The organism is Mesorhizobium sp. B1-1-1, from assembly GCF_006442955.1.
Classification (GTDB): Bacteria; Pseudomonadota; Alphaproteobacteria; order Rhizobiales; family Rhizobiaceae; genus Mesorhizobium.
On record NZ_VFWW01000001.1, the window covers coordinates 305,814 to 330,602 of the forward strand.

The window sequence follows — 24,789 nt, forward strand, 5'->3', positions numbered from 1 at the left end:
CTTATTCCAGCAATCGCGTATCGATCTGATGACTTGTGGTGCCGACGATGGCGATGCCTTCGCGTTCCAGCAAGGCGGGATTGAGAATATAGTTTCTGGCGAAGGGAACGATCACGCAAGGAACTTCCATGACTGGATGGCTGGCGGCACTGACAAAATCGCTGCCAATCTCGCGTGTCTTGGCCGGATTGTCTTTCCAGCCCTCGGGCAAATCGGGGACGGCAATGGAGACGCCGTCAGGCACTTCGATTTCCAGGAGCTGGAACGTGGGCGGCAAATCTTCCACGTCGACATGAACGAGAATTTCAAGAAGCGCCGTGGCGGGATGATCCGCGCAGTACACAATGGCGGTGCCCTTGATGTTCCAACGGCCGGAGCTAAGCATGCCGCCCCGGCCGGACAGGTCGGCGAAGTTGGAGATACGCCATAGACGCATCGTCAGGCGAAAATGCCATAATCGATGCGATGCAGTTCCTCTTCCACCAGGGAAGCACCGGTTTCCGACTGCAGGAGCGTGATAGGCGCTTCGTTGAGCACCCGGCTGCGTTTGCGCAACCAACGTTGCGCTTTTTCGTGGTCTCCGAAAACACGATCCGCCATTGTGGAAATGCGCTCGATGCGCATGACGCGATCGGACTCGGCAATACTCAGTTTCTCATTGCGTTCTTTCCTGCGCGCCAAAGTGCGCCGCGATCCTACGATCTTGTAGATTTCGTCATTGCTGAACCCACGGTGGCGGAGTTCTTCCACCTTGGTGAAGCTGACCAGGAATTGCCCCGTTGCGGCATCCCGGACCAAGCCATCCTGCGCAAGCTCGACCTTCTCCTTACGGGCGGCCCGTCTGGCAGCCGGCACGTGGACCTTGCGATGCGGATTGGACATGACGCGCCTCCGGTGCCATTTGCCCAAACATATATGCGCAATTGGCACAAGCGGCAAGGCGAGTGCCTTGGAGTTCGGGCTTTCCAAGCTGGCCCACCTCGTTTAAAAGCGCGGCCATGACAGTGGTCTCGCGTTCCGTCGCGATTACGATACGAATTACCAGCCCGGTGTTCCGGACGGCCTGAGAGCTGTCGGAGCCGCCGGGAATCTTGCGCGCGACCCCTCGCGCTTTTTCCAGATCATGATAGTTCAGGCCCGAGCTCCCTTGCCGCCGGGCAATCCACAATGGCAGACCAATGACCGATACAGCTGAAACGATCGACTATTCCAAGACGCTTTACCTGCCGCAGACGGATTTCCCGATGCGTGCCGGTTTGCCCGAGAAGGAGCCGGTGCTGGTCAAGCGCTGGCAGGAGATGGATCTTTACCGCAAGCTGCGCGAGGCCTCCGCCGGTCGCCCGAAATACGTGCTGCATGACGGTCCGCCTTATGCCAACGGCAACATCCACATCGGCCATGCGCTGAACAAGATCCTCAAGGACGTCATCAACCGCTCCTTCCAGATGCGCGGCCGCGACGCCAATTACGTGCCCGGCTGGGACTGCCACGGCCTGCCGATCGAATGGAAGATCGAGGAGCAGTACCGCGCCAAGGGCAAGAACAAGGATGAGGTGCCGGTCAACGAGTTCCGCAAGGAATGCCGGGATTTCGCCGCTCACTGGATCGGCGTTCAGGGGGCGGAATTCCAGCGCCTTGGCGTCATCGGCGACTTCAAGAACCCGTATACGACCATGGCCTTCCACGCCGAGGCGCGTATCGCCGGCGAACTGTTGAAATTCGCCATGTCGGGCCAGCTCTATCGCGGCTCCAAGCCGGTGATGTGGAGTGTCGTCGAGCGCACCGCGCTCGCCGAGGCCGAGATCGAATACCAGGACTACGAGTCGGATACGATCTGGGCGAAGTTCCCGGTCGCCAGTCTGGTGCGCCCCGTGGCTGACGGAGAGGCCGCACTGACCGAGGGCGCTCTCGATCTGCTGCAGGCCCATGTCATCATCTGGACGACGACGCCTTGGACGATCCCCGGCAACCGTGCCGTCAACTATTCGCCGCGCATCGACTACGGTCTCTACGAGGTTACGGCAGCCGAGAACGCCTTCGGCCCGCAGCCGGGCGAAAAGCTGATCTTTGCCGATACGCTGGCCGAAGAGGCTTCGGTCAAGGCCAAAGTCACCTTGAATCGTCTTCGCAGCGTGTCGGCGCAAGAGCTTGGAAGTCTTACGCTTTCGCATCCCTTCAAGGGTCTTGGCGGCGGTTACGAGTTTCCGGTGCCCATGCTTGCCGGCGACCATGTCACCGATGATGCGGGCACCGGGTTCGTTCACACGGCGCCGGGCCATGGTCGCGAGGATTTCGACGCCTGGATGGAGGCGGCCCCGGACCTGCGCGCGCGCGGCGTCGACACCGCGATCCCGTTCACCGTCGACGATGCCGGCTTTTTCACCAAGGACGCGCCGGGCTTCGGTCCGGATCGTGAGGGTGGCGCGGCGCGCGTCCTTGACGACAACGGCAAGAAGGGCAATGCCAACCAAGCGGTCATCGATGAGCTGATCAAGCGCAACGCGTTGTTCGCGCGCGGTCGGCTGAAACACTCCTATCCGCATTCCTGGCGGTCGAAGAAACCGGTCATCTTCCGCAACACGCCGCAATGGTTCGTTTACATGGACAAGGACCTCGGCGACGGCACGACGCTGCGCAGCCGTGCGCTGAAGGCGATCGACGACACCCGTTTCGTGCCGGGGGCGGGGCAGAACCGCATCCGCGCCATGATCGAGGAACGGCCCGACTGGGTGCTGTCGCGCCAGCGCGCCTGGGGCGTGCCGATCGCGGTCTTCGCCGACGCCGACGGCAATGTGCTCCAGGACGAGGCGGTCAACCAGCGCATCATGGACGCTTTCGAGAAAGAGGGCGCCGATGCCTGGTTCGCCGCCGGCGCCAAGGACCGTTTCCTCGGCAATCACGATGCCTCCAGATGGAAACAGGTGACGGACATCCTCGACGTCTGGTTTGATTCAGGCTCGACTCACGTGTTCACGCTGGAGGATCGTCCCGATCTCAAATGGCCGGCCGACGTTTATCTCGAAGGCTCCGACCAGCATCGCGGCTGGTTCCACTCCTCACTGCTCGAAAGCTGCGGCACCAGGGGCAGGGCGCCTTACAACACCGTCGTCACCCATGGTTTCACCATGGACGAGGACGGCCGCAAGATGTCGAAGTCACTCGGCAACACCGTCGTCCCGCAGGACGTGATCAAGCAGTCCGGCGCGGACATCCTGCGCCTGTGGGTGGTGACGACCGACTATTGGGAAGACCAACGGCTCGGCAAGAACGTGCTGCAGACCAACATCGACGCCTACCGCAAGCTGCGCAACACCATCCGCTGGATGCTGGGCACGCTCGCCCATGATGATGGCGAGGAGGTGCCGCTGGAAGGGATGCCGGAGCTGGAACGGCTGATGCTGCATCGCCTCGCCGAACTCGATGAGGTGGTGCGCCAGGGCTACGATGCCTTCGAGTTCAAGCGCATCACCCGTGCGCTCCTCGATTTCATGGTGGTCGAGCTGTCGGCCTTCTATTTCGATATTCGCAAGGACGCGCTCTACTGCGATGCGCCGTCGAGCGCGAAGCGCAAGGCCTCGGTGCAGGTGGTGCGCCACCTTTTCGACTGCCTGGTGAGATGGCTGGCGCCGATGCTGCCCTTCACCATGGAAGAGGCCTGGCTCGACCGCCATCCCGATGCCGTCTCGGTGCATCTCGACCAGTTCCCGGCGATCCCGGAAAACTGGAAGAACGAGGCGCTGGCGGAGAAATGGCGTAAAGTGCGGCAGGTGCGCCGCGTCGTCACCGGTGCGCTGGAAATCGCGCGTGCCCAGAAGGTGATCGGCTCGTCGCTGGAAGCGGTGCCGGTCGTTACCATCGACGATGCGGCGCTCGAAGCCGCGATATCGGATGTCGACATGGCCGAGATGGCGATCACCAGCGATCTCGTCATCGCCCATGGCGAGGCGCAACAAGGCGCCTTCACGCTCGAAGACGTGAAGGGCGTCGCCGTGGTGATCGAAAAGGCCGAGGACCGCGGCCTGGTCAAATGCGCGCGGTCGTGGCGTTACACCGCCGATGTCGGGCAGGACGCTGCGTTTCCCGATGTCTCGGCGCGCGACGCCGCCGTGCTGCATGAGCTAAAGGCGCTCGGCCGGCTTTGAAGGCCAGGCATATCGGTGCACAAATGCCACGCCGGGCGGCGCAAATCCGTCCGTGCGTTGCCCTTAACGAGTGGTTGAGGTAAACACGCGAAACTCCGGAAGACAAATTGTCGCCGGATTTTCGTCGCAAGTGCTTGGACGATGGGGACCGGACTTGGGGCCGGCGGCGATCGAGAGGCTGTCTAGAGTGGGACTTTTTGGCATGACCGAGAGATTTAACGCGCGCCTCGCGCTGTTGGCGCCGCTTGTCGCATCGGGGCTCGCTCTGTCCGGCTGTGTCGGTTCTCCGACCTACGGCACGGACAAGACCGCCGGCGAACAATTGGCCGGCGATCTCACCGGCGCTTTTTCGTTCGCCCCCAAGCGCAAGGAACACATCGATTACAAGCCGCGTCCCACCCTGGTGAAGCCGGCGCCTGGTCAGAAGGAAGCGCTGCCGGCGCCACAGGATAGCATCGAGACCGCAAGCGCCGAATGGCCCGAATCGCCCGAGCAGCGCCGTGCCCGCCTGCGCGCCGACGCCACCGCCCACCAGGATGATCCGTCCTACCAGTCGCAGATCGTCGACGACGTGCAGACCGATCCGGCCTCGGTGAAGAAGGCGATGGAAGAATCCGGCTCGAGTCACCCGCCGCGCTGGACGCCTGCCGATTCCGACAAGGGCCGCGCCGCCGATATCCAGCGCCGCCTTGCCGAAAGCAAGCAGGGCGATCCGAATACCCGCAAATATCTGAGCGAACCGCCCCTTGCCTATCGCGTCGCATCCGGCACGGCGCCGCAAAACGAACTCGGCGAAGACGAGTACAAAAAGGAACGCCGCCTGAAGAGAGAGGCGGAAGGCAAGAAGGGTGGCTGGTTCGACTGGCTGCCGTCCCTGTAAAAAGCGGGGCGCATTTGCTTTGCTGACGGGTATCGCACCCCGTTCAGTCGCGGCGTTCCCGAAAGAAATCCTTCAGCAGCAGGGCCGATTCGGCCTCCGCGATGCCCGCATAAATGTCGGGCGTGTGATGGCAGGTCGGCGAAGCGAAGAAGCGCACGCCGTTGACCACCGCGCCGCCCTTTTCGTCCGCGGCGCCAAAGTAGAGCCGGCGCAACCTGGCGAAGGAGATGGCGCCGGCGCACATGGCGCAAGGCTCCAGCGTCACATAGAGATCGTGTCCGGTGAGCCGCTCGCTCGACAGCCTTCGGCAGGCTTCGCGGATGGCCAGCATCTCGGCATGGGCCGTCGGATCGGCAAGCTCCCGGGTGCGGTTGCCGGCACTGGCCACGACCGTGCCGGCGCTGGCGATGACGGCGCCGACCGGCACTTCGCCGCGCGAGGCTGCCGCTTGCGCCTCCTCCAGCGCCAGCGCCATGAAATCGGGCCGCTTCACGCGGGTTTCCATTCCGATTATCTCCTCGCCACTCGACGGTGATCCTGTTATTGAGCGCATAACCTCGAAAATCGGGTACGGTTTTCGGAAATGATCATGCGCCAAATCAAAAATGCTACAGCGTTCGTTGCGCGCCCGAAAGGATGCGCCACGCTGTAGCAGCGCAAACGGACAAAGGCCACATGGACGACAACGACAAGAAATCTCCGCGCCAGAAGGGTCCGGGCAAAAGCGGTCCGAAACCGGCGGGCGCGCGTGGGCGCGATGCCGGCAAAGGCGGCAAGCCAGCCTTCGGCGCCAAGAAACCGTTTGCCAAGCGTGGCGACGGCGGCAAGCCCTTCGAAAAGCACGAAGGGCCGCGCAAACCCTACGCGCCGCGCGGCGAGCGGCCGATGGCCACCGATGGCGAACGGCCCCAGAAGCGTGAGTACAAGCCGCGCGAAGGCGGCGAAGGCGGGCGCCCGGAGCGGCCCTTCAACAAGGGTCCGCGTCCGCAAGGCAAGCCTTATGAAAACCGCGAAGGCCCGCGCAAGCCCTACGCGCCGCGTGGCGACCGTCCAATGGCCGCCGATGGCGAACGGCCCCAGAAGCGTGAGTACAAGCCGCGCGAAGGCGGGGAAGGCGGGCGCTCGGAGCGGCCCTTCAACAAGGGTCCGCGTCCGCAAGGCAAGTCTTATGAAAACCACGAAGGCCCGCGCAAGCCCTATACACCGCGCGGCGGGCGGCCAATGGCGGCTGAAGGTGCGGCGGGTGAAAGACGCTTCGATCGTCCTAAGCGTGATTTTGCCGATCGGCCCAAGCCCGACTTCTCTGACCGTCCGAAGCGCGATTTCGCTGCCGACCGGCCGCAAGGCGGTTTCAAGTCCCGTCCGCGTCCTGCGGAGGCGCCCGAGGAAGCCGGCGAGCGGATCGCCAAGCGGCTGGCTCGCGCCGGGCTTGCCTCGCGCCGCGACGCCGAGGAGTTGATCGCGGCCGGCCGCGTCAAGGTCAACGGCCGGGTTTTGTCTTCGCCGGCCTTCAATGTGATGCCGGGCGACATCATCCATCTCGACGGCATGGAGATCCCGCCGATCGAGCGCACTCGGCTGTTCCTGTTCCACAAGCCTGCCGGTGTCGTGACCACCAACCGCGACCCCGAGGGCCGCAAGACCGTCTTCGACGTGCTGCCGGCTGAATTGCCCCGGCTGATGACCATCGGCCGGCTCGACATCAACACCGAAGGCCTGCTGTTGCTGACCAATGACGGCGGCCTGTCTCGCGTGCTCGAACTGCCGGCCACCGGCTGGCTGCGCCGTTACCGGGTGCGCGTCCATGGCAAGGTCGAGGAAAGTGCGCTTGCGGGTTTGCGCGAAGGCATTGCCGTGGACGGCGTCTTCTATGGCGCCATCGAGGCGAGCCTCGATCGCGAGCAAGGCTCGAACGCCTGGCTGACGATCGGCTTGCGCGAGGGCAAAAACCGCGAGGTCAAGAACATTCTCGGCGCGCTCGGCCTCGACGTGACGCGGCTGATCCGCATCTCCTACGGCCCGTTCCAGCTCGACGAGCTCCCCGAAGGCCATGTGCTGGAGATCAAGGGCAAGGTGCTGCGCGATCAGCTCGGCGAACGCCTGATAGAGGAATCCGGTGCCAATTTCGATGCCGAGATAACAAAACCGTTTTCCAACTCGCCGGTGCGGCGGGTCGAGCCGCGCCGCGAGGAGGCCGAGCGGCCGAGATTTTCGCGCGAGGGTGACCACCGGCCGATCGGCGAGGGTGGCCTGATCAAGAACCGTAAGCGCCGCGAAGGCAGCCGTGACGAGGCGCTGGGCAAACTGTCGACCAGCCCCGACAGAGGCGCGAGGCCGGAAAAAAGCTTTGGTGACCGCGGCCCGAGACCCGAACGCGGTAGCTTCGGCGACAAGCCGCGCGGTGGTTTTGGCGGCAAACCGGGCGGCAAGAAATCCGAGCGCGAGCAGCGGCCGATCGAGCCGCCCGGCCAGCGCAAGGCCAATGTCTGGATGGCGCCGGGCGCGCGCCCAATCGGCAAGGGCAGGGCGGAAGCGGACGCTGCCAAAGCCGCTGAGGCCAAGGCCCGCAAGGCGTCTTTCAAGCCGGCCTATGGCAAGCCCGGCGGCCCCAAGCCGTTCGGCAAGCCGCGTGGCGAACGTCCGGGTGGCGGCGGCGAGCGGCCGCGCGGCGGTTTCAAGGGTCCAAGGGCGAAATGAGGATCGTCGGCGGCGAGTTTCGCGGGCGCCCGCTGGCGACGCCCCGCGGCAGCGCCATCCGCCCCACCACTGACCGCACCCGCGAGGCTGTTTTCAATGTGCTGGCGCATCGCTTTGCCGATCGGTTGCAGCGCGCGCGCGTGCTCGACCTGTTCGCAGGCACAGGCGCGCTCGGGCTCGAGGCGCTATCGCGCGGCGCGTCCTATGGCGTCTTCATCGAGGAGTCGGCCGAAGGCCGCGGCCTGATCCGCGACAATGTCGAGGCCTTCGGCCTGACCGGCCGCACCAAGATATTCCGGCGCGACGCGACGGCTCTGGGCGAGGCCGGCACGCTGGCGCCGTTCGACCTCGTTTTCGCCGATCCACCTTACGGCAAGGGTCTTGGCGAACGCGCGCTGAGGTCGGCCAAGCAAGGCGGCTGGCTGCGTCCCGGCGCGCTGTGCGTGGTCGAGGAGGCAGCGGCGGCGCCTTTCGAGCCGGGACCGGGATTTTCAGTTGTCGACGAGCGCCACTATGGCGAGACGCTGATCCGGCTTGTCGAGGCCGCCTGAGTTAAGCTTCATTTGCGGGCGAAGATGGAATGCGAGCCCTCTTCCCAGGGGAGCAGGTCGTGCCATGCCAGTAATCAACAATTCACTTTCACAACATCGGCTCGCCGCCTATCGTCCGTCATGAGAAACCGGAGCCATTGATGACATTTCAGGCTGAATGGCTGCGCAAGACGCTCTTGGCCACATCGCTGGCTTTGGTCATTGCCGGACTGGCCCCGGCGACCTTCGCCGCCGACAAGCGGCCGGCCGAGTTCAAGGTAACGGATTTTCTGCTCGACAATGGCATGGAAGTGGTCGTCATTCCCGACCATCGCTCACCGATCGTCACCCATATGGTGTGGTATAAGGTGGGCAGCGCCGACGAGCCGCCAGGCAAATCCGGCATCGCCCATTTCTTCGAGCATCTGATGTTCAAGGCGACGGCCAATCACGCCGCCGGCGAGTTCGACCGCGCCGTCTCCGACATAGGCGGCTCCAACAATGCCTTCACCTCCTACGACTACACCGCCTTCCACGAGACGGTGGCGCCGTCGGCGCTCGAGCTGATGATGAGCTTCGAGGCCGACCGTATGCGCAACCTCATCCTCACCGACGATGTCATCAAGACCGAGCGCGACGTCATCCTGGAGGAGCGCCGTTCGCGCATCGACAACAGTCCCGAGGCGGTGCTCGAAGAGGAACTCGACGCCACGCTGTGGCAGAACCAGCCCTACCGAATTCCGGTCATTGGCTGGATGCAGGAGATGGAGCAGTTGAACCGCACCGACGCCATCGCCTTCTACAACAAATACTACCAGCCCAACAACGCGGTGCTGATCGTGGCCGGTGACGTCGAGCCCGACACGGTCAAGGCTCTGGCCGAGAAAACCTACGGCAAGATCGCGCGCGGGCCCGACCTGCCGCCGCGCGTCCGCCCGGTCGAGCCGGAGCAGAACACCAGGCGCACGGTGACGCTGTCCGACGCCCGCGTCAGCGTGCCGAATTTCTCCACCCAATGGGTGGTGCCGTCCTACCACACGGCCAAGCCCGGCGAAGCCGAGGCGCTCGACCTGCTGGCGGAAATACTGGGCGGCGGCAACCGCAGCCGGCTGTATCAGGCGCTGGTGGTCAGGCAAGGCATCGCTTCCAACGCCGGGGCCTATTTCCAGGGCACCATGCTGGACGACACCAACTTCACCGTCTATGGCACGCCGCGCGGCGACGCCAGGCTCGTCGATGTCGAGGCGGCCGTCGACGCGGAGGTCGTGCGCATCGCCAGGGAAGGCGTCACCGTCAAGGAGCTGGACAAGGCCAAGGACCGCTATGTCCGCTCGATGGTTTTCGCCCGCGACAAACAGGATTCGATGGCCAATATCTATGGCGCCGAGCTTGCCACCGGCGGCAATGTGCAGGACATCGAGCAATGGCCGGAGCGCATCCGCAACATCACTCCCGGCGAGATCAAGGCCGTCGCCGCGCGCTATCTGGTGCTGGCCCGGTCGACGACCGGCTATCTCTTGCCGCAGCAACAGGCGGGGAATTGATGATGAAGAGCGAGCAACACGGCTCTTTCCCGTCTCCCAAACGGGGAGAAGGGAGGGCACGCGCAGCGCTTGTCACTTTGCTCCTTTCCATCTTCTTCCTGGTCCTGCCGGCGCTTGCCGCCCGCGCCATGGACATCCAGCAGGTCACCTCGCCCAAGGGCGTCACCGCCTGGCTGGTCGAAGACTATTCGGTGCCGATGGTGGCCATCCGTTTCGTCTTTGGGGGCGGCTCGACGCAGGATCCGCCGGGCAAGGAAGGGCTGGCCAATCTGATGACCGGTCTGTTCGACGAAGGCGCAGGCCCTCTGGACAGCGACGCCTTCCAGGTGAAGCTCGACGACGCCGGCGCCGAGATGAGCTTCGAGGAGACCCGCGACGGCATCTACGGTTCCATGCGCATGTTGGCCGAGCAGCGCGACGAGGCGTTCGACCTGCTGCGGCTGGCGGTCAACGAGCCGCGTTTCGACCAGGCGCCGATCGATCGCATCGGCGCTCAGATCCTGTCCGGCATCATCGCCGGAGAGAACGACCCCGACACGATCGCGCAGGACAGATGGGCGCGCGCGCTCTATGGCGATCATCCTTATTCGCGCTCCGATCAGGGCACCAGGCAGAGCATCGCCGCCATCACGCGGGACGATCTGAAGGCGCTGCACAAGGCGGTCTTCGCGCGGAGCGGGCTGCATGTCGCGGTGGTCGGCGCCATCGACCCGGAAACGCTGAAGAAGAAACTGGACATGGTGTTCGGCGGGCTGCCGCAGAACCAGGCGCTCGCGCCGGTTGCCGACGTCGAGCCGAATCTGGCGCGGCATATCGAGGTCGACTACGACCTGCCGCAGACCTCGCTTCAGCTTGCCTGGCCTGGCGTGAAGCGCAAGGCGGCGGATTTCTTCCCTGCGGTTCTGATGAACGAGATTCTCGGCGGCGGCACCTTCACCTCGCGCCTGTTCCAGGAGGTGCGCGAGAAGCGCGGGCTGGCCTACAGCGTCAATTCCTCGCTGATCAACCAGGACCATGCCGACGCGCTGATCGTCACCACCGGCACACGATCGGACCGGGCCGCCGAAACCCTTGGCATCGTGCGGGACGTGGTCAAGCGGCTTGCCGAGGACGGCCCGACCGACGCGGAACTGGCGGCGACCAAGAAATACATGATCGGCGCCTACGCCATCAACAACCTGGATTCCTCCAGCGCCATCGCCGCGACCCTGGTCGAGCTGCAGCTCGACGACCTCGGCGTCGATTACATTCAGCGCCGCACCGGCCTCATCAACGCGGTGACACTCGACCAGGTCAAGGCCGCGGCGAAGAAGCTTTTGTCGGCCGAGCCGACCATCATGGTCGTCGGACCGCCCTTGGCCGGAGCCAATAAGGGATGAGCCTCACCTTCGGCATCGCCTTTGGCGGCGGCGGCGCGCGCGGTCTGGCGCACATCCATGTCATCGAGGCGCTGGACGAACTGGGCATCAGGCCGGTCGCAATCGCCGGCTCGTCGATCGGCGCCATCATGGGCGCCGGCATGGCCTCCGGCATGACCGGCAAGGACATCCACGATTATGCCCGCTCGATCCTCGGCCGTCGCGCCGAGGTGGCGAGCCGCATGTGGCGGGCGCGGCCCGGCACCATCGCCGAGGCCATGCAGGCCGGCATCCGCGTCAGCCAGTTCAATGTCGAACGCATCCTCAAGGCATTCCTGCCCGAAGCCATTCCCGAAACCTTCGCCGAGCTGAAAATCCCGCTGAAGGTGACGGCGACGGACTATTTCGGCCACAAGCTGGCCGTGTTCGCCGAAGGCGACCTGCATTCGGCGCTCGCGGCGTCAGCGGCCATTCCTGCCGTGTTCCGCCCGGTGATGCGCGACGGCCGGCTGCTGATCGATGGCGGCATCTACAACCCCGTGCCCTTCGACCTTATCGAGGATGATGCCGACATCATCATCGGCGTCGACGTGGTCGGCGCGCCGGAAGAGGCCGACCACAGGCGGCCGACCTCCGTCGACCTGATGTTCGGCGCCACTCAATTGATGATGCAGTCGATCATCGCCAACAAGCTGAAGCAGTGCCAGCCCGACATCCTGATCCGCCCGGCGGTGTCCAAATACCGCGTGCTCGACTTCCTCAAGATCGAGGTCCTGATGACCGAGACGGCGGATATCAAGGACCAGCTGAAGCGCGAGGTGGAGAGGGTTGTGGAGGCTAGGGAAAGTGCTGCTGTCGAGCAAAGACGGGGAAAGCAGACCGGGTGACGCGAGGTCCACACGTTGCCTCACGTCACCGCTATAGTTTTGATCCCGAAAGCCAGGCGCCCTCCAGTCCTCTCTGGAAGAAGGGCACTCTAACCGATTACGATTTCGCCAGCACCGGCGCATACTCCAGCGCCACCACCCCATTGCTGAATGGCTTGGCGGAAATCAACTCAAACGACACCGGATCGCCGGCCGGAAACAGCTTTTTGCCTTGGCCAACGGTGCCGGGGTAGCTCAGCAGCCTGACGCGGTCGACCAGACCATGGCGCAACAGTTCCTGCGCGACGCTGAGGCTGCCATGCACATAGATGTTGCCGCCGCTACCTAGCTTCAGTGTCCTGACCGCCTCCGGCAGCGGCCCCCTGAGCAGCTCGGCCGGTTTCCAGTCGAGCACCTTCAAACTGCTGGACGCGACGTATTTCGGCAGCGCGTTGAACCGGTCGGCGAAGTCTCCGGTTTCGCTCGGCCACGAGCCGGCGAAAATCTCGTAGGTTGTGCGTCCCAAAAGCATGGCGCCGCTGTCAGCCAGCTCGTCCTCCTTGAACCTGTTCATCTCGTCGTTCCAGGTCACGCCAGGCAGTTTCTCGACTTCGGCGATGCCATCGACGCTGATGAATTCGGTGACGATAAGCTTTCTCATTGGCGTTCTCCTTTCCACAAGGACGAACGATGATGGCTTTGTGCGACACGCTTCTGGAAATAACGCTGCGCTTGTTGTTTGCCCGGGCAGCGCCGGCCTCGGCCGGCGCCAATTGGCGATGCCGCCGATCATCGTCAGCGGCTAAAAATAGGGTCCGGCTGAGAAGCTGGCGACGCCTGGCGCAGTGCTCTCAGTCCTTCGCGCGCTCCACATAGGACCCATCGGCCGTCATCACCACCACGCGGGTGCCTGGCGCGATATGCGGCGGCACGGCGGTGCGCACGCCGTTGGAGAGCAGGGCGGGCTTGTAGGAAGAGGACGCCGTCTGGCCCTTGGTCGTGGGCTCGGTCTCGACCACTTCGAAGGTGGCCCGCTGCGGCAGCACCAGGGAGATGGCGATGCCGTTGAACTGCGAGACCTGAACCGGCATGCCTTCCTGCAAATAGGGGGCGGCATCGCCGACCACGGCTTCCGACACCGCCACCTGGTCGTAGGTCTCGGGGTTCATGAAGTGATAGCCTTCGCCGTCGGCGTAGAGGAAGGTGTGCTCGCGCTCCTCGACATAGGCGCGCTCCACCTGTTCGGTGGTGCGGTAGCGTTCCGAAACCTTCACCCCGTCGCCGATGCGGCGCATGTCGAGCTGCGTCACCGGCGTACCCTTGCCTGGGTGGATGTTTTCGGCAAAGAGGATCACATAAAGCTTGCCGTCCTTGTCGACGACATTGCCTTTGCGGAGCGAACTGGCGATGACTTTCACCACGGTTTTTTATCCTGCGAGAGTTGACGGGCGTTTGCCGGCTTGCGCGGCGCTGGATGGGGGCCTAGCGCATCTCGGCGCGAACCGCCAGCCCCCAACGCGAACCAGCGCGCCTTCAAACCGCCCATGACCGCCGCTTCGCCCTGGTGGACGCCGCATGTGCATGCCGATCGCCGCCCGCGCCTGATGCTGCGCAACGGCCTTGCCGCCGCTTTGCGTGACTGGTTCGCCCGCCGCGATTTCATTGAGGTGCAGGCATCGGCCCTGCAGATATCGCCCGGCAACGAGGCGCATCTGGCGGCCTTCGCAACCGAGGCGGTCGCGCCGGACGGGCAGCGCAAGCCGCTCTATCTGCACACGTCGCCGGAATTCGCCTGCAAGAAGCTGCTCGCCGCCGGCGAAACCAGGATATTCAGCTTCGGCCCGGTCTATCGCAACCGCGAGCGTGGCCCTTTGCACCATCCCGAATTCACCATGCTCGAATGGTACAGGGTCGGCGAAACCTATGAGAGCCTGATGCGGGATTGCGCGGATCTGCTGGCGCTGGCCGCGACAAGGGCAGGGGCCACGCGCTTCAGCTTTCGCGGCCGCGACTGCGATCCTTTCGCGGAGCCGGAGCGGCTGACGGTGGCGGACGCCTTCGCGCGCCATGCCGGGATCGATCTGCTTGCGACGGTCAGCGCCGACGGCATCACCGACCGCGATTCGCTCCATCAGGCCCTGATCGGTGCCGGCCTGCGTACCGCGCCCGACGACGGCTGGGCCGACCTGTTCAGCCGGGTGATGGTGGAGAAGATCGAGCCCAATCTCGGTATCGGCCGCGCGACCATCCTTTGCGAGTACCCGGTCGCCGAGGCGGCTCTGGCGCGACCGAGCCCACGCGACCCCCGCGTCGCCGAGCGCTTCGAGCTCTATTGCTGCGGCGTCGAACTTGCCAACGGCTTCGGCGAGTTGACGGACGCCGAGGAGCAGCGCCGGCGCTTCATCATGGAAATGAACGAGAAAGAGCGCGTCTATGGCGAGCGCTATCCGCTAGACGAGGATTTTCTCGCGGCACTCGCGGTCATGCCACAGGCCAGCGGCATCGCGCTCGGCTTCGACAGGCTGGCGATGCTGGCCACGGGCGCGCAAAAAATCGAGGATGTGATCTGGACGCCTGTTGCCGGGTCCTGAGTCCGCGCGCCACGGCTTGCACCATGTCAATGCGCGAAAATCTGCTCCAGCGAACGAAAGCCCTTGAATTCCAGCGCGTTGCCCGAGGGATCGCGGATGAACAGCGTCGCCTGTTCGCCGGGCTCTCCCTTGAAGCGGATCATCGGCCGCTCCAGCCAGTCTATGTCGGCGCGTGCTTCCAGCCGCGCGGCAAGCCGCTGCCAGTCATCCATCAAAAGCACGGCGCCGAAATGCGGGATCGGCACCGCCATGCCGTCGACCTTGCCGTCGCTGGCAGCCGGCGCGGCCGGTGGCCGCAGATGCGCCGACATCTGGTGGCCGAACAGGTCGAAATCGACCCAGGTCTCCGAAGAGCGGCCGATGGCGCAACCCAGCACCTCGCCATAGAAAGCGCGTGTTTCATCGAGATCACGGACCGGGAAGGCAAGATGGAAAGGCGTCATTGGAAATGCTCCGTGCTGGCGATGCGGTGCCGCGCTTCGCGATGGGCGGCTGAACCGATGCATTTTGATTGAAGCTTGTGCCATTGCACAAGCCGGACCGGAACAATAGATGGGGGACGGCGGCTCTCGGGCCAGCCGCAACAGCAGGATCACGCGCATGAGCGATATATCGGACGCATCAAGATTGACTGACCGCGTCGCGGCCCTGGTCGAGGCTGCCAAAAAAGCTGGCGCCGATGCCGCGGATGCCGTCGCGGTGCGTGGCCGCTCGACCGGTGTGTCGGTGCGGCTGGGCAAGGTCGAAAACACCGAGGCCTCGGAAGGCGACGACGTTTCGCTGCGTGTCTTTGTCGGCCAGCGGGTGGCAAGTGTTTCCGCGACTGCCGCGTCCGACCCGAAGGCGCTTGCCGAACGTGCCGTCGCCATGGCCAGGGTCTCTCCCGAAGATCCCAACCAGGGCCTCGCGGATCCGGCGCTGCTGGCCAGGCAGACGCGCGATCTCGACCTGTTCGATGCAACAGAAGTATCGGCCGACCAGTTGAAGGAAGCGGCACTGGCCGCGGAAGCGGCGGCTCTGGCCGTCAAAGGCGTGACCAATTCGGCGGGCAGCAATGCCAGCGCCGGGCTCGGAGGGCTGGTATTGGCCACCTCGCACGGCTTCCTCGGCCATTATGTCGCCTCGCGCTTCTCGCGCTCCACGAGCGTCATCGCCGGCGAGGGTACCGGCATGGAGCGCGATTATGAATTCTCCTCGCGCCAGCATTTTGCCGACCTGGATGCGCCGGAAGACATAGGCCGCAAGGCCGGGGAACGCGCCGTGCGCCGGCTCGGCGCGCGCAAGGCCGCGACCGGACCGGTCGACGTGGTGTTCGATCCGCGCGTGGCGCGCGGCATTGCCGGCCATCTCGCGGGCGCCATCAACGGCGCTGCCGTCGCGCGCAAGACGTCGTTCCTGCGCGACATGATGGGCAAAAAGGTGGCTGCATCGGCCATTACCGTCACCGACGAGCCGCTGAGGCGGCGCGGCCAGGCCTCGCGTCCGTTCGACGGCGAAGGCGTCGAAGGCGACAAGCTTTTGATGATCGAGAACGGTGTGCTCAACCACTGGTTCCTGTCGACCTCGGCGGCGCGGGAACTGGGTCTCGTTACCAATGGACGCGGTTCGCGCAGCGGCTCGTCCGTCTCGCCGTCTTCGACCAATCTTGCCATCGAGCCGGGCGAGCGCTCGCCGGAAGAACTGATTGCGTCACTCAAGACCGGCTTCTACGTCACCGAGGTGTTCGGGCAAGGTGTCGACATGGTGACCGGCGAATACAGCCGCGGCGCTTCGGGGTTCTGGATCGACAACGGCCAGCTTGCCTATCCCGTGGCCGAAGTCACGATCGCCTCCAACCTGAAGACGATGTTCCTCAACATGGTGCCGGCAAGCGACCTCGATCGCAATTTCGGCACCGCTGCCCCCACGCTGCTGATCGAAGGCATGACCCTTGCCGGAGCATGATCTGACCACGACCGGCGCCACAGAGGATCTGCCGCTGCTGCGCGATGCTGCCCGCGAGGCGGGTGCCATCGCGATGCGCTACTTCGGCAACAGTCCGCAAGTCTGGATGAAAGGCGGCACGTCGCCGGTCAGCAAGGCCGATCACGCCGCCGATGCGTATTTGCGCCAGACCCTGCTTGCGGCGCGACCGGATTATGGCTGGCTCTCCGAGGAGACGGTCGACGATCCAGTGCGGCTTTCGGCGCGCCGAACCTTTGTCGTCGATCCGATCGACGGCACCCGCGGCTTCCTGGAAGGCCAGCGCACCTGGTGTGTCAGCGTCGCCGTCGTGGAGCATGGCCGTTCGCTTGCCGGCGTGCTCGAGTGTCCGGCGCTTAACGAGACTTACTGGGCGCTGCCTGGCCAGGGCGCCTTCCGCAACGGTAGCCGCATCGCGGTGCGCCAGCCCGGCGACAAGGCCGAAATTTCCGGATTGAAGCAGTTGCTCGACAGGATACCGGCCGGCTGGCAGGAACGGCTGAAGCGGGCGCCCTACAGCCCTTCGCTTGCCTATCGCCTGGCAATGATCGCCAACGGCACGCTCGATGCCACTTTCGTAAAGCCGAACGCGCACGACTGGGATATCGCCGCCGCCGACCTTATCCTGCGCGAGGCGGGCGGCCAGTTGCTCGACCCGCATGGCCGCGCGCCGCTCTATGCCGGCGAGGTGACCCGCCATGGCGCGCTCGCCGCCGGCAGCGGTGAACTGCTGGCGGTGCTCGTGGGCGTCATTGCCGGACTGGATGATTGAAAGCATTATCGAAGGTTCCAAAGTCGGCGGCTTTGGTCTAGACCTGTCACAAACTCACAATATGTGAAGGACCGAAATGGCCGCGGAAGACGGAAAGAAACAGCTTTTGCACCTGGTGTTCGGCGGCGAACTGAAGAAGCTTGGCGGCACCGAATTCCGCGATCTTGACGCGCTCGACATCGTCGGCATCTATCCCGACTATCAATCCGCCCATACGGCATGGAAAGCCAAGGCGCAGGCCAGCGTGGACAATGCCCATATGCGTTATTTCGTCGTGCACCTGCATCGGCTCCTGGACCCCGACCACAAGGCTGTCGGTTGACGTCGATGGATAATGATCTGGCGAAAGCGCCGCCCGGCCAGGCTACGCCGACGGGCAGGGGCCGCAGCCGCGCCACCAAGGCCTTCTGGCGCAGGATCCGCAAGCCGCTGGCGCAGTCGCGATTCGTCAAGAACATCATCGTCGGCCTGCTGGCGCAGTTCGTTCGGCTGGTGCGCCTGACCAACCGCGTCGTCGACGGATCGGCGAAATTGACCGGCGGTGCCTATGCCCAATTCGAGCCCGGCATCATTGCGCTCTGGCACGGCCAGCATCTGTTGACGCCGGCCTACTACCCCAAGGGCAGGCCGCTCGTCGCCATGGTGTCGCGCAGTGCCGATGCCGAACTCAACGCCCTGATGATCGAGAGATTCGGCATCGAGGCCGTACGCGGCTCCGGCGGGCGCGATAATGCCAAACATCTCGACAAGGGCGGCGCCAAGGCGCTGATCGCCCTGAAAAAGTCGCTCGTCGCCGGCAAGAACGTCGCTATGATCGCTGACATCCCCCATGGCACGCCGCGCGATGCGGGGCTTGGCATCGTGCTCCTGGCGCGGCTCTCCGGCCGGCCGATCCTGCCGGCGGCCATTGCCACCAGCCGCCGCAAGGTGCTGGAGAAGAGCTGGGACAAGACGACCATCAACCTGCCGTTCGGCCGCTCGTCCATCATCATCGGTACACCGGTTTTCGTGCCGGCCAATGCCGATGACGCCGAGATGGAGCGCAAGCGCCTCGAAGTGACGGCCTCGCTCAATGCCGCGACCGCCGAGGCCTACCGTCTCGTGGATGCCCCGCGATGAGCGGTCGCTGGGCGCGTACCATGCTGACGGCATATCGTTTGGCGGGCGCTGTCGCCTATCCGCTGGTCGGACCCTATGTTGCCTGGCGCACCTCGCGCGGCAAGGAAGACCGCAACCGCCGCCGCGAACGCTACGGCGTCGCCGGCCGGCCTCGCCCCGATGGGCCTGTTATCTGGATCCACGCCGCGAGCGTCGGCGAAACCATAGCTGTCGTTCCCCTGGTCGAGAGCATACTCGACTACGGCGTCAATATCGTGCTGACGACCGGCACCGTAACGTCGGCCAAGGTCGCCGACGAGAGATTGGGCGACCGCATCATCCACCAGTATGTGCCGCTCGACCTCAAGCCGGCGGTCAGCCGTTTCCTCGACCACTGGAAGCCGGATCTGGCGATCATCGCCGAATCGGAGATCTGGCCGATGACGATTCTCGAGCTTGGCGCCCGCCACGTGCCGCAGGTTCTGGTCAATGGCAGGCTGTCCGACCGCTCCTTCACGTCCTGGAAGAAGCGCCCCAACATCGCCGAGGCGCTGTTCGAGAACCTTGCCCATGTCGTTGCCCAGTCCGATGTCGACGGCGAGCGTTTCCGCGCGCTCGGCGCCCGGCCGGTAACCGTTTCCGGCAATCTCAAGGTCGACACCAACCCGCCGCCCGTCGACGAACGGGCGCTGGCCACCTTGCAGCGGCAGATTGGCGGCCGTCCGACCTGGGCGGCGATCTCGACCCATGACGGCGAGGAAGTGGTTGCCGCCGAGGTCCATGCGATGCTGCACAAGCGTCACCACGGCCTGCTGACGATCGTAGTCCCGCGCCATCCCGACCGCGCCGAGGCCCTGGCCGAGCAGATTTCCGGCATGGGCCTCAAGGTCGCGCGGCGCAGCAAGGCCGACAGGATCGGGCCCGACGTTGACATCCTGCTCGGCGATACGATCGGCGAGATGGGGCTCTATCTCAGGATGACCGAGATCGCCTTTGTCGGCCGTTCGCTCACCTCCGAAGGCGGCCAGAACCCGCTCGAGCCAGCCATGCTCGAGACGGCGGTCCTTGCCGGACGCAACGTGCAGAATTTCCGCGAGGCCTACCAGCGCCTGCTCGACAGCGGCGGCGCCAAGCTGGTGCGCGACCGCGACATGCTGGCCGGTGCGGTCAACTTCCTGCTCACCAACGAAGTCGCGCGCCATGAGATGATGGCGGCCGGCGCCGCGACCGTCGATGAGATGCGCGGCGCGCTGGCGCGCACGCTGAAGTCGCTTGAGCCCTATATCCAGCCGCTGGTCGTCAAGGCGCGCCTGAAGGGCGCGAACGGGCGCTAAAATGGCCTCCGAAGCACCGCCGTTCTGGTGGGAGGAGCCGGACTGGCGCGTTTTCGCGCTGTCGCCGCTGTCGGCCGCCTATGCATTCGTCGCCGGCCGTGGCATGCGGCGGGCCAGACGCGAGAAGATCGAAGCGCCGGTTCTGTGCATCGGCAATTTCACCGTCGGCGGGACGGGCAAGACCCCGGTAGCGATCGCCATGGCCGAACACGCCAGGCGCATGCGGCTCAAACCCGGTTTCCTCTCGCGCGGCCATGGCGGCTCCTTCGCCGAGCCGCATATCGTCAACATCAAACACGACAGCGCCAGGCATGTCGGTGACGAGCCGCTGCTGCTGGCCGAACACGCGCCCGTGGCAGTGACGCCGCACCGCGCCGCCGGCGCCCGACTGCTCATGGAAAATCATGGCTGCGATTTCCTGATCATGGATGACGGTTTCCAGAGCGCGCGCATCCATATCGACTATGCGCTGGTCGTCGTCGACGCGCGGTACGGCATCGGCAACGGCCGTGTCATCCCGGGCGGGCCGCTCAGGGCCAGGGTCGTCGATCAGCTGGTCTTCACCAGCGGGTTGCTGAAGATGGGTGACGGCACCGCCGCCGACGCGGTGGTGCGCCAGGCGGCGCGCGCCGGCCGGCCGATCTTCGAGGCTCACACCGAGCCGAGCGGCAAGGAACGCCTCGCCGGCAAACGCTATCTCGCCTTCGCCGGCATCGGCCACCCCGAGAAATTCTTCGACACGGTAGAGGAGGCCGGCGGCGAGGTGGCTTTGAAGCGGCCGTTTCCGGATCATCATTTCTACGGCGAGGATGAGCTTGCCGAACTGGCGGCCACCGCGCGCGCCGAAGGGCTCGGCCTCATCACCACCGCCAAGGACGCCGCCCGGCTGCGCCATGGCGCTTCGAAGGATTTTCTCGATCGTCTCGACGTGCTGGAAATCGATGCGGTCTTCGAGCTCGACCACGTTCCCGAACGTATCATCGAGGAGACGCTCGATGCCTGGCGCCAGCGTAAGCTTAAGCTTAAGGGCTAAGGCGTTCAGCCTTCGATGGAATCGCTGACCCGCTCTGCTTCTTGGTTTTTACGCAACGGCGGACAGAAACGGCTGCGCATTCCGGGATTTGCTCAGCTTCGCTTGCGCAATTCCGGATGCGCCTCGATCTCGCGGCGCAATGAGGCCGCGGCGTTGATGTAGGGCTCCTGCCTCTCGACGCTCCAGTACTTCAGCTCGTCGAGCGGAATGCTTTCGCCGGTCACGGCACAGCGCACGAACGCGCCGGGGCTCGTCACCTGGAAGTCGCCGTCGAGATAGCGAATACGGGCTTCCTTGCCGCCGGGGCCTTCGAAACGGTTCATCATGCTTTGGTGCCGAGCTTCATGCCGAGTTCATCGCCACAAATTGCCGGCAAGGTCAAGCATGGGACAAGCTCGAGGCAATGCTGATATCCTATTTGATGAGCCGAAGGGTACCATTGGTGGGGACATGATGGACATTTCTTCCGCTCGGCTGGCTTCCTTGCTCAAGGAGGCGATGACGCCGCAGGCGGTGCCGTCGGCGAAACCCGATGCGCTCAAGGCAGCGCTGGTCAAGATGGCCATGCAACCGCCGCTGCCGGCCTTGCGCCCGCAACCGCCCTTGGAAGCGCTGGCGGCCCTGCCGCCCGCGTCGGCCGAGACATCGCAGCAATTGGCCGCACCACAGATCGTACGGGCCTATCAGGCGGCGATGGAGCCGGATATGGACACCGCCAGAAAGGCCGTTTCCGAGATTGCGGCGCGCAAGCAGACGTCGCCAGGCGACGAGGCTCAGCGCGGCGTGCCAGTGGCCGTCACAAGAGCCGAAGACGGCGGCGCTGCCCGGCCCGCGCCGCTCTCGTGGCCGGCGTTCGTCTCGCCGCGGGTATCCGTCGTGCAAAAGGCGTCAGCCGACAATGTGGTGCCGGGGGGCATGACCGGCCAGCCAAAGGGAGCCGCACCGGGGAATCGCGAACAAGGCGCGGTCGGCATCGGCCCCATCGCAACGGGCCTGCTGGTTGCCGCGCTCATTGCATTTGTCTGGTTGGCCATTCGCTAAAGCAAGTGGGTACGGTTTTCCCGGGAAAAGCGCGTAGCGCTTTCCCTATGGAATTGCGCAAAACAAAGACATAGAGCGGTTCGCCGTTTCCGTGAAACGGTGAACTGCTCTGAAACCTACGTGTCGGCTTCGATGAAGTGTTCGATCTTTTCCGCCGACACACCGGCCTGCGCCGCGATGCGGCGCGACAGGTCGGCGGCAGCGGCGCGGGGCCTTCCGGCGGGACGATCGAGCCAGTAGGAAACGGGATTGAGCACAACACGATCGTCGACGGCCACGACGCGCCCCGACCGTATCTGGTGTTCGGTGAGCGGCGGGCGCGCCAAGGCGATGCCCAGGCCGTGTGCGGCGGCATCGAGCACCAGATTGTAGTCTTCGAAGCGTCGGTCCTGCGGGCGCGGCCGGTAATCCATGTCCTGCGCGGCGAACCATGCGCGCCAGCCGGATGCGTCGGAATCGTTGATCAGCGGGAATTTGAGCAGCCGGGCCGGGTCGCCGCAGCCGATCTCCGGCGCGAGGCTCGGCGAGGCGATCGGAAACAGATACTCCTCGAACAACTGCATCGAAACGCGGCCCGGGATGCGGCCGCGTCCGCAGCGCACCGACAGATCGATGCCTTCATCGGCGAGATCGGCCTGGCGGTTATCGACATCCAGCACGATGCGCAGGCGGGTGGGATCATTCTCAAGCGCCGCCATGCGTGGCATCAGCCATAGGCCGCTTACCGAGGGGATCGAGGCCAGCCGCACCACTGCGGTGCCGCGCGGTTCAACCCAGCGGTCCGAATTGACCGAGATCAACGCGAAGGCTTCGGTGGTCCTGAGATGCAGGCGATTGCCTTCGTTCGTCAGCGTCACGCCGCGCGCCCCGCGTTCGAAAACCTTCAGGCCAAGCCAGCCCTCCAGCTTGGCGATCTGCCGGCTGATAGCGCCATGGGTGAGATTGAGCCTCTGCGCGGCTGCCGAAAAACTCCCCGTGCGTGCCGCTGCATCGAAGGCGCGCAGTGTCTCGAGCGGCAAGATGTCGTCTAAGCTGTGATCCATAGTCACAGCTGACCCTCGATTTGGTCGTTTGTCAATTGGTCCGAAAAAGCGTTTTCTCCCCATCGAGAGGCGAAAGAACGGGAGGACGATGAGATGAGGGCGATGACGAGCACGTTGAATCCAGCACAGCGGATGGACACCACCGCGGCCGTAGCGGTGGCGCTGACGGTGATTGGCTGGGCCTCGGCCTTTCCGGCGATCCGGGCTGGCCTCGCCGCGTTCGGGCCGCTCGAACTCGGCGCCCTGCGCTTTGCCATCGCCGCGGTACCTGCGGCGATCTTCCTTGCTGTCAGGCGGCCGACGCTGCCGCGCATAGGCGAGTTGTGGCGCCTGGCCTTTGGCGGCGCCGTTTTCGTCGCGCTCTACACCGCCATGCTCAATTTCGGCGAACTGACGGTTTCGGCCGGTGCTGCCGGATTCATCATCAATGTCAGCCCGATCTTCACCGCCATCATGGCGATGGCGCTGCTCGGCGAACGATTCTCGACGATGGCCTGGGTCGGCACCGCCATTTCCTTCAGCGGCATCGGCATTATCGCCATGGCCGACGGACAGGGCCTGCATTTCGACACGGGTGCGCTTCTGGTGCTAGGATCGGCGCTCTGTTCGGCCGTCAACACCATCGTGCAGAAGCCGCTGTTCGCCCGCCACCATCCACTGACCATCGCGGCCTCGAATATGGTGCTCGGCGCGCTCTGCCTGGCGCCCTTCCTGCCGGCAGCTTTTTCGCAGGCGGCGGTCGCCGATATGGCGGGGCTGGGGGCGGTCATCTATCTCGGCGTCGTGCCGAGCCTGATCGCCTATGCCGCCTGGGCAACGGCGCTTTCGCGCTTGCCTGCGGCGCGTGCCTCGAACTTCCTTTATCTGGTCTCTCCCATGTCCGCCCTGATCGGCTTCTTCTGGCTGGGCGAAGTCCCGATGCTGCTCGGCCTGCTTGGCGGCGCGCTGGCGCTAGGGGGCGTCATCGTAGTGAATTTGAAGCGATAAATCAGAGAGTTGCGGCTGTTTTCCGACTCAAATCCACAAGTCGCGCTGCTTCAACCGGCAACCCCTGTGATACGGGCATAAGGCGCGCTATCCTGATTTGCGCTGATGGAGGGGATCGGGATGGGAAGAGCGTTCGTGGCCGCGTTTTTCTGCTTGCTGCTGCTGAGCCAAAAGGCCGTCGCCGGCTGGTATCACGTGGAGAACTACGAAGGGTCGATAGGACGCGATCCCGTTCATCTATCGCTTCAGACATATGACAGCTATGGCAGCGGCATAACGGTCGAGGGAAGTTATTTCTACGACGCCAGGCAGAGTCCGATCGCGCTCTACGGCACGGTCAGCGGCACCAGGCTCTCGCTGTGCGCGATTTCGGACGACCAGGAATTTGAACGTATCATGGTGATGGGATCGAAGACACCAGTCGATACCACGAATTGCCCGCTTTCCCTCGACATCGGCGAAAGCGGTGCGAGAGGGACCTGGCGCAAAGGCGCGGACAAATTTCCGGTCACGCTGAAGAAGGTTGCAAGCCTGGACGACACGGGCGAGGCGAAACTCGACGGAACTGTCGAAATTCCCTTTTGGGCTGAGACCGCTGCCGACCGGTTTGCCGGACTTTACACAAACACCGGTTCAGGGATTTGCATGACGAAAATGCAGGTCATCAAGAAGACCAGCGGCAAGGTCGTCCAGCAAATCCCTTTCGATGACGATGGTTGCGATGCGGGCATGTTGATGACGCCTATCTACATGAACGTCCAGAAATGGGTGGAGCGTCGCAAGGACATCATCTCCGTGAACTTTCGTGGCGGCGGCAACGGACACACGATGGATTACATTTTCAATCGTTCCGCCAGGAAATACCAGCAAAAGAAGTGACCGATGGCGCCCGGCCTTGCCGACATAGGGCC

Annotated in this window: 25 protein-coding genes; 17 read left to right on the plus strand and 8 right to left on the minus strand. The window is 64.4% G+C overall.

Annotated elements, in window-relative coordinates; translation table 11 throughout:
- Position 1: 1 nt before the first annotated feature.
- Positions 2-436 carry an RES family NAD+ phosphorylase gene (locus FJ986_RS01545; protein WP_140494233.1) on the minus strand — a complete coding sequence of 145 codons (435 nt, stop codon included), beginning with the start codon at positions 434-436 and terminating at the stop codon, positions 2-4.
- Positions 437-438: 2 nt separating this feature from the next.
- Positions 439-882: an antitoxin Xre/MbcA/ParS toxin-binding domain-containing protein gene (locus FJ986_RS01550; protein WP_140557104.1), complete on the minus strand. Its 444-nt coding sequence runs from the start codon at positions 880-882 to the stop codon at positions 439-441.
- Positions 883-1,178: 296 nt separating this feature from the next.
- On the opposite strand from FJ986_RS01550, the gene ileS reads away from it, so the two are divergent.
- Both ileS and FJ986_RS01560 read left to right on the plus strand, forming a co-directional pair.
- A complete protein-coding gene (gene ileS, locus FJ986_RS01555; RefSeq protein WP_140673231.1) occupies positions 1,179-4,142 on the plus strand; it encodes an isoleucine--tRNA ligase in 2,964 nt (987 codons plus the stop codon).
- Between the two features lie 202 nt (positions 4,143-4,344).
- Positions 4,345-5,022, plus strand: coding sequence for a hypothetical protein (locus tag FJ986_RS01560; protein WP_140494227.1), 678 nt, complete (start codon positions 4,345-4,347; stop codon positions 5,020-5,022).
- Positions 5,023-5,065: 43 nt separating this feature from the next.
- On the opposite strand, the gene FJ986_RS01565 is transcribed toward FJ986_RS01560, so the two are convergent.
- The gene (locus tag FJ986_RS01565) at positions 5,066-5,515 is read right to left on the minus strand and encodes a nucleoside deaminase (protein ID WP_140522168.1); all 450 of its coding nucleotides are present in this window, start codon (positions 5,513-5,515) and stop codon (positions 5,066-5,068) included.
- A 182-nt stretch (positions 5,516-5,697) separates the two neighbouring features.
- Here FJ986_RS01565 and FJ986_RS01570 point away from each other — a divergent pair, with 182 nt between their 5' ends.
- The 5 genes from FJ986_RS01570 to FJ986_RS01590 all read left to right on the plus strand — a co-directional run bounded on the left by FJ986_RS01570 (position 5,698) and on the right by FJ986_RS01590 (position 12,038).
- Positions 5,698-7,719 carry a pseudouridine synthase gene (locus tag FJ986_RS01570; RefSeq protein WP_140673233.1) on the plus strand — a complete coding sequence of 674 codons (2,022 nt, stop codon included), beginning with the start codon at positions 5,698-5,700 and terminating at the stop codon, positions 7,717-7,719.
- Positions 7,716-8,270: a 16S rRNA (guanine(966)-N(2))-methyltransferase RsmD gene (gene rsmD / locus FJ986_RS01575; protein WP_140494223.1), complete on the plus strand. Its 555-nt coding sequence runs from the start codon at positions 7,716-7,718 to the stop codon at positions 8,268-8,270. The genes FJ986_RS01570 and rsmD overlap by 4 nt, the downstream gene beginning before the upstream one ends.
- A 140-nt stretch (positions 8,271-8,410) precedes the next feature.
- Positions 8,411-9,793, plus strand: coding sequence for a pitrilysin family protein (locus tag FJ986_RS01580; RefSeq protein WP_140557097.1), 1,383 nt, complete (start codon positions 8,411-8,413; stop codon positions 9,791-9,793).
- Between the two features lie 2 nt (positions 9,794-9,795).
- The gene (locus tag FJ986_RS01585) at positions 9,796-11,172 is read left to right on the plus strand and encodes a pitrilysin family protein (protein ID WP_181167395.1); all 1,377 of its coding nucleotides are present in this window, start codon (positions 9,796-9,798) and stop codon (positions 11,170-11,172) included.
- Positions 11,169-12,038 (plus strand): patatin-like phospholipase family protein, encoded by an 870-nt coding sequence (locus FJ986_RS01590; RefSeq protein ID WP_140494217.1) that lies wholly within the window; start codon positions 11,169-11,171, stop codon positions 12,036-12,038. The genes FJ986_RS01585 and FJ986_RS01590 overlap by 4 nt, the downstream gene beginning before the upstream one ends.
- Before the next feature lie 97 nt (positions 12,039-12,135).
- Here FJ986_RS01590 and FJ986_RS01595 read toward each other — a convergent pair whose 3' ends face one another.
- Positions 12,136-12,678, minus strand: a complete 543-nt coding sequence (locus FJ986_RS01595; RefSeq protein ID WP_140515556.1) for a dihydrofolate reductase family protein — start codon at positions 12,676-12,678, stop codon at positions 12,136-12,138.
- A gap of 190 nt (positions 12,679-12,868) precedes the next feature.
- Positions 12,869-13,438 (minus strand): elongation factor P, encoded by a 570-nt coding sequence (gene efp, locus FJ986_RS01600; RefSeq protein WP_140494213.1) that lies wholly within the window; start codon positions 13,436-13,438, stop codon positions 12,869-12,871.
- 123 nt (positions 13,439-13,561) lie between these two features.
- Here efp and epmA point away from each other — a divergent pair, with 123 nt between their 5' ends.
- Positions 13,562-14,608: an EF-P lysine aminoacylase EpmA gene (gene epmA, locus FJ986_RS01605; RefSeq protein WP_140670083.1), complete on the plus strand. Its 1,047-nt coding sequence runs from the start codon at positions 13,562-13,564 to the stop codon at positions 14,606-14,608.
- Positions 14,609-14,634: 26 nt separating this feature from the next.
- On the opposite strand, the gene FJ986_RS01610 is transcribed toward epmA, so the two are convergent.
- Positions 14,635-15,051 carry a VOC family protein gene (locus FJ986_RS01610; protein WP_140494209.1) on the minus strand — a complete coding sequence of 139 codons (417 nt, stop codon included), beginning with the start codon at positions 15,049-15,051 and terminating at the stop codon, positions 14,635-14,637.
- Positions 15,052-15,208: 157 nt separating this feature from the next.
- Here FJ986_RS01610 and FJ986_RS01615 point away from each other — a divergent pair, with 157 nt between their 5' ends.
- The 6 genes from FJ986_RS01615 (at position 15,209) to lpxK (ending at position 20,807) form a co-directional block, all read left to right on the plus strand.
- Positions 15,209-16,552 carry a TldD/PmbA family protein gene (locus FJ986_RS01615; protein WP_140494207.1) on the plus strand — a complete coding sequence of 448 codons (1,344 nt, stop codon included), beginning with the start codon at positions 15,209-15,211 and terminating at the stop codon, positions 16,550-16,552.
- The gene (locus FJ986_RS01620; protein ID WP_140673235.1) at positions 16,539-17,342 is read left to right on the plus strand and encodes a 3'(2'),5'-bisphosphate nucleotidase CysQ; all 804 of its coding nucleotides are present in this window, start codon (positions 16,539-16,541) and stop codon (positions 17,340-17,342) included. Before FJ986_RS01615 ends, FJ986_RS01620 begins: the two co-directional genes overlap by 14 nt.
- 76 nt (positions 17,343-17,418) lie before the next feature.
- Positions 17,419-17,664, plus strand: a complete 246-nt coding sequence (locus FJ986_RS01625; protein WP_140494203.1) for a DUF4170 domain-containing protein — start codon at positions 17,419-17,421, stop codon at positions 17,662-17,664.
- 5 nt (positions 17,665-17,669) lie between these two features.
- Positions 17,670-18,461, plus strand: a complete 792-nt coding sequence (locus FJ986_RS01630; RefSeq protein ID WP_140521674.1) for a lysophospholipid acyltransferase family protein — start codon at positions 17,670-17,672, stop codon at positions 18,459-18,461.
- A complete protein-coding gene (waaA, locus tag FJ986_RS01635; RefSeq protein ID WP_140557085.1) occupies positions 18,458-19,774 on the plus strand; it encodes a lipid IV(A) 3-deoxy-D-manno-octulosonic acid transferase in 1,317 nt (438 codons plus the stop codon). The genes FJ986_RS01630 and waaA overlap by 4 nt, the downstream gene beginning before the upstream one ends.
- Position 19,775: 1 nt before the next feature.
- The gene (lpxK, locus tag FJ986_RS01640) at positions 19,776-20,807 is read left to right on the plus strand and encodes a tetraacyldisaccharide 4'-kinase (RefSeq protein ID WP_140673237.1); all 1,032 of its coding nucleotides are present in this window, start codon (positions 19,776-19,778) and stop codon (positions 20,805-20,807) included.
- Between the two features lie 92 nt (positions 20,808-20,899).
- Here lpxK and FJ986_RS01645 read toward each other — a convergent pair whose 3' ends face one another.
- Positions 20,900-21,133, minus strand: coding sequence for a DUF2093 domain-containing protein (locus FJ986_RS01645; RefSeq protein WP_140494196.1), 234 nt, complete (start codon positions 21,131-21,133; stop codon positions 20,900-20,902).
- A 127-nt stretch (positions 21,134-21,260) separates the two neighbouring features.
- Between FJ986_RS01645 and FJ986_RS01650 the strand changes: the two genes are divergently transcribed.
- Complete coding sequence (locus FJ986_RS01650) at positions 21,261-21,848, plus strand: hypothetical protein (RefSeq protein WP_140673239.1); 588 nt, start codon at positions 21,261-21,263, stop codon at positions 21,846-21,848.
- A gap of 116 nt (positions 21,849-21,964) precedes the next feature.
- On the opposite strand, the gene FJ986_RS01655 is transcribed toward FJ986_RS01650, so the two are convergent.
- The gene (locus tag FJ986_RS01655) at positions 21,965-22,891 is read right to left on the minus strand and encodes a LysR substrate-binding domain-containing protein (RefSeq protein WP_140673241.1); all 927 of its coding nucleotides are present in this window, start codon (positions 22,889-22,891) and stop codon (positions 21,965-21,967) included.
- Positions 22,892-22,984: 93 nt separating this feature from the next.
- Here FJ986_RS01655 and FJ986_RS01660 point away from each other — a divergent pair, with 93 nt between their 5' ends.
- A complete protein-coding gene (locus FJ986_RS01660) occupies positions 22,985-23,878 on the plus strand; it encodes an EamA family transporter (RefSeq protein WP_140521678.1) in 894 nt (297 codons plus the stop codon).
- A 120-nt stretch (positions 23,879-23,998) separates the two neighbouring features.
- Positions 23,999-24,757 carry a hypothetical protein gene (locus FJ986_RS01665; protein ID WP_140673243.1) on the plus strand — a complete coding sequence of 253 codons (759 nt, stop codon included), beginning with the start codon at positions 23,999-24,001 and terminating at the stop codon, positions 24,755-24,757.
- Positions 24,758-24,789: the final 32 nt, after the last annotated feature.

Bases quoted from the DNA above. Each gene is read 5' to 3' on its own strand.
- FJ986_RS01545 (WP_140494233.1), bottom strand. From the start codon at position 436: ATGCGTCTATGGCGTATCTCCAACTTCGCCGACCTGTCCGGCCGGGGC.
- FJ986_RS01550 (WP_140557104.1), bottom strand. From the start codon at position 882: ATGTCCAATCCGCATCGCAAGGTCCACGTGCCGGCTGCCAGACGGGCC.
- ileS (WP_140673231.1), top strand. From the start codon at position 1,179: ATGACCGATACAGCTGAAACGATCGACTATTCCAAGACGCTTTACCTG.
- FJ986_RS01560 (WP_140494227.1), top strand. From the start codon at position 4,345: ATGACCGAGAGATTTAACGCGCGCCTCGCGCTGTTGGCGCCGCTTGTC.
- FJ986_RS01570 (WP_140673233.1), top strand. From the start codon at position 5,698: ATGGACGACAACGACAAGAAATCTCCGCGCCAGAAGGGTCCGGGCAAA.
- rsmD (WP_140494223.1), top strand. From the start codon at position 7,716: ATGAGGATCGTCGGCGGCGAGTTTCGCGGGCGCCCGCTGGCGACGCCC.
- FJ986_RS01580 (WP_140557097.1), top strand. From the start codon at position 8,411: ATGACATTTCAGGCTGAATGGCTGCGCAAGACGCTCTTGGCCACATCG.
- FJ986_RS01585 (WP_181167395.1), top strand. From the start codon at position 9,796: ATGAAGAGCGAGCAACACGGCTCTTTCCCGTCTCCCAAACGGGGAGAA.
- FJ986_RS01590 (WP_140494217.1), top strand. From the start codon at position 11,169: ATGAGCCTCACCTTCGGCATCGCCTTTGGCGGCGGCGGCGCGCGCGGT.
- FJ986_RS01595 (WP_140515556.1), bottom strand. From the start codon at position 12,678: ATGAGAAAGCTTATCGTCACCGAATTCATCAGCGTCGATGGCATCGCC.
- epmA (WP_140670083.1), top strand. From the start codon at position 13,562: ATGACCGCCGCTTCGCCCTGGTGGACGCCGCATGTGCATGCCGATCGC.
- FJ986_RS01610 (WP_140494209.1), bottom strand. From the start codon at position 15,051: ATGACGCCTTTCCATCTTGCCTTCCCGGTCCGTGATCTCGATGAAACA.
- FJ986_RS01615 (WP_140494207.1), top strand. From the start codon at position 15,209: ATGAGCGATATATCGGACGCATCAAGATTGACTGACCGCGTCGCGGCC.
- FJ986_RS01625 (WP_140494203.1), top strand. From the start codon at position 17,419: ATGGCCGCGGAAGACGGAAAGAAACAGCTTTTGCACCTGGTGTTCGGC.
- FJ986_RS01630 (WP_140521674.1), top strand. From the start codon at position 17,670: ATGGATAATGATCTGGCGAAAGCGCCGCCCGGCCAGGCTACGCCGACG.
- waaA (WP_140557085.1), top strand. From the start codon at position 18,458: ATGAGCGGTCGCTGGGCGCGTACCATGCTGACGGCATATCGTTTGGCG.
- lpxK (WP_140673237.1), top strand. From the start codon at position 19,776: ATGGCCTCCGAAGCACCGCCGTTCTGGTGGGAGGAGCCGGACTGGCGC.
- FJ986_RS01645 (WP_140494196.1), bottom strand. From the start codon at position 21,133: ATGATGAACCGTTTCGAAGGCCCCGGCGGCAAGGAAGCCCGTATTCGC.
- FJ986_RS01650 (WP_140673239.1), top strand. From the start codon at position 21,261: ATGGACATTTCTTCCGCTCGGCTGGCTTCCTTGCTCAAGGAGGCGATG.
- FJ986_RS01655 (WP_140673241.1), bottom strand. From the start codon at position 22,891: ATGGATCACAGCTTAGACGACATCTTGCCGCTCGAGACACTGCGCGCC.
- FJ986_RS01660 (WP_140521678.1), top strand. From the start codon at position 22,985: ATGAGGGCGATGACGAGCACGTTGAATCCAGCACAGCGGATGGACACC.
- FJ986_RS01665 (WP_140673243.1), top strand. From the start codon at position 23,999: ATGGGAAGAGCGTTCGTGGCCGCGTTTTTCTGCTTGCTGCTGCTGAGC.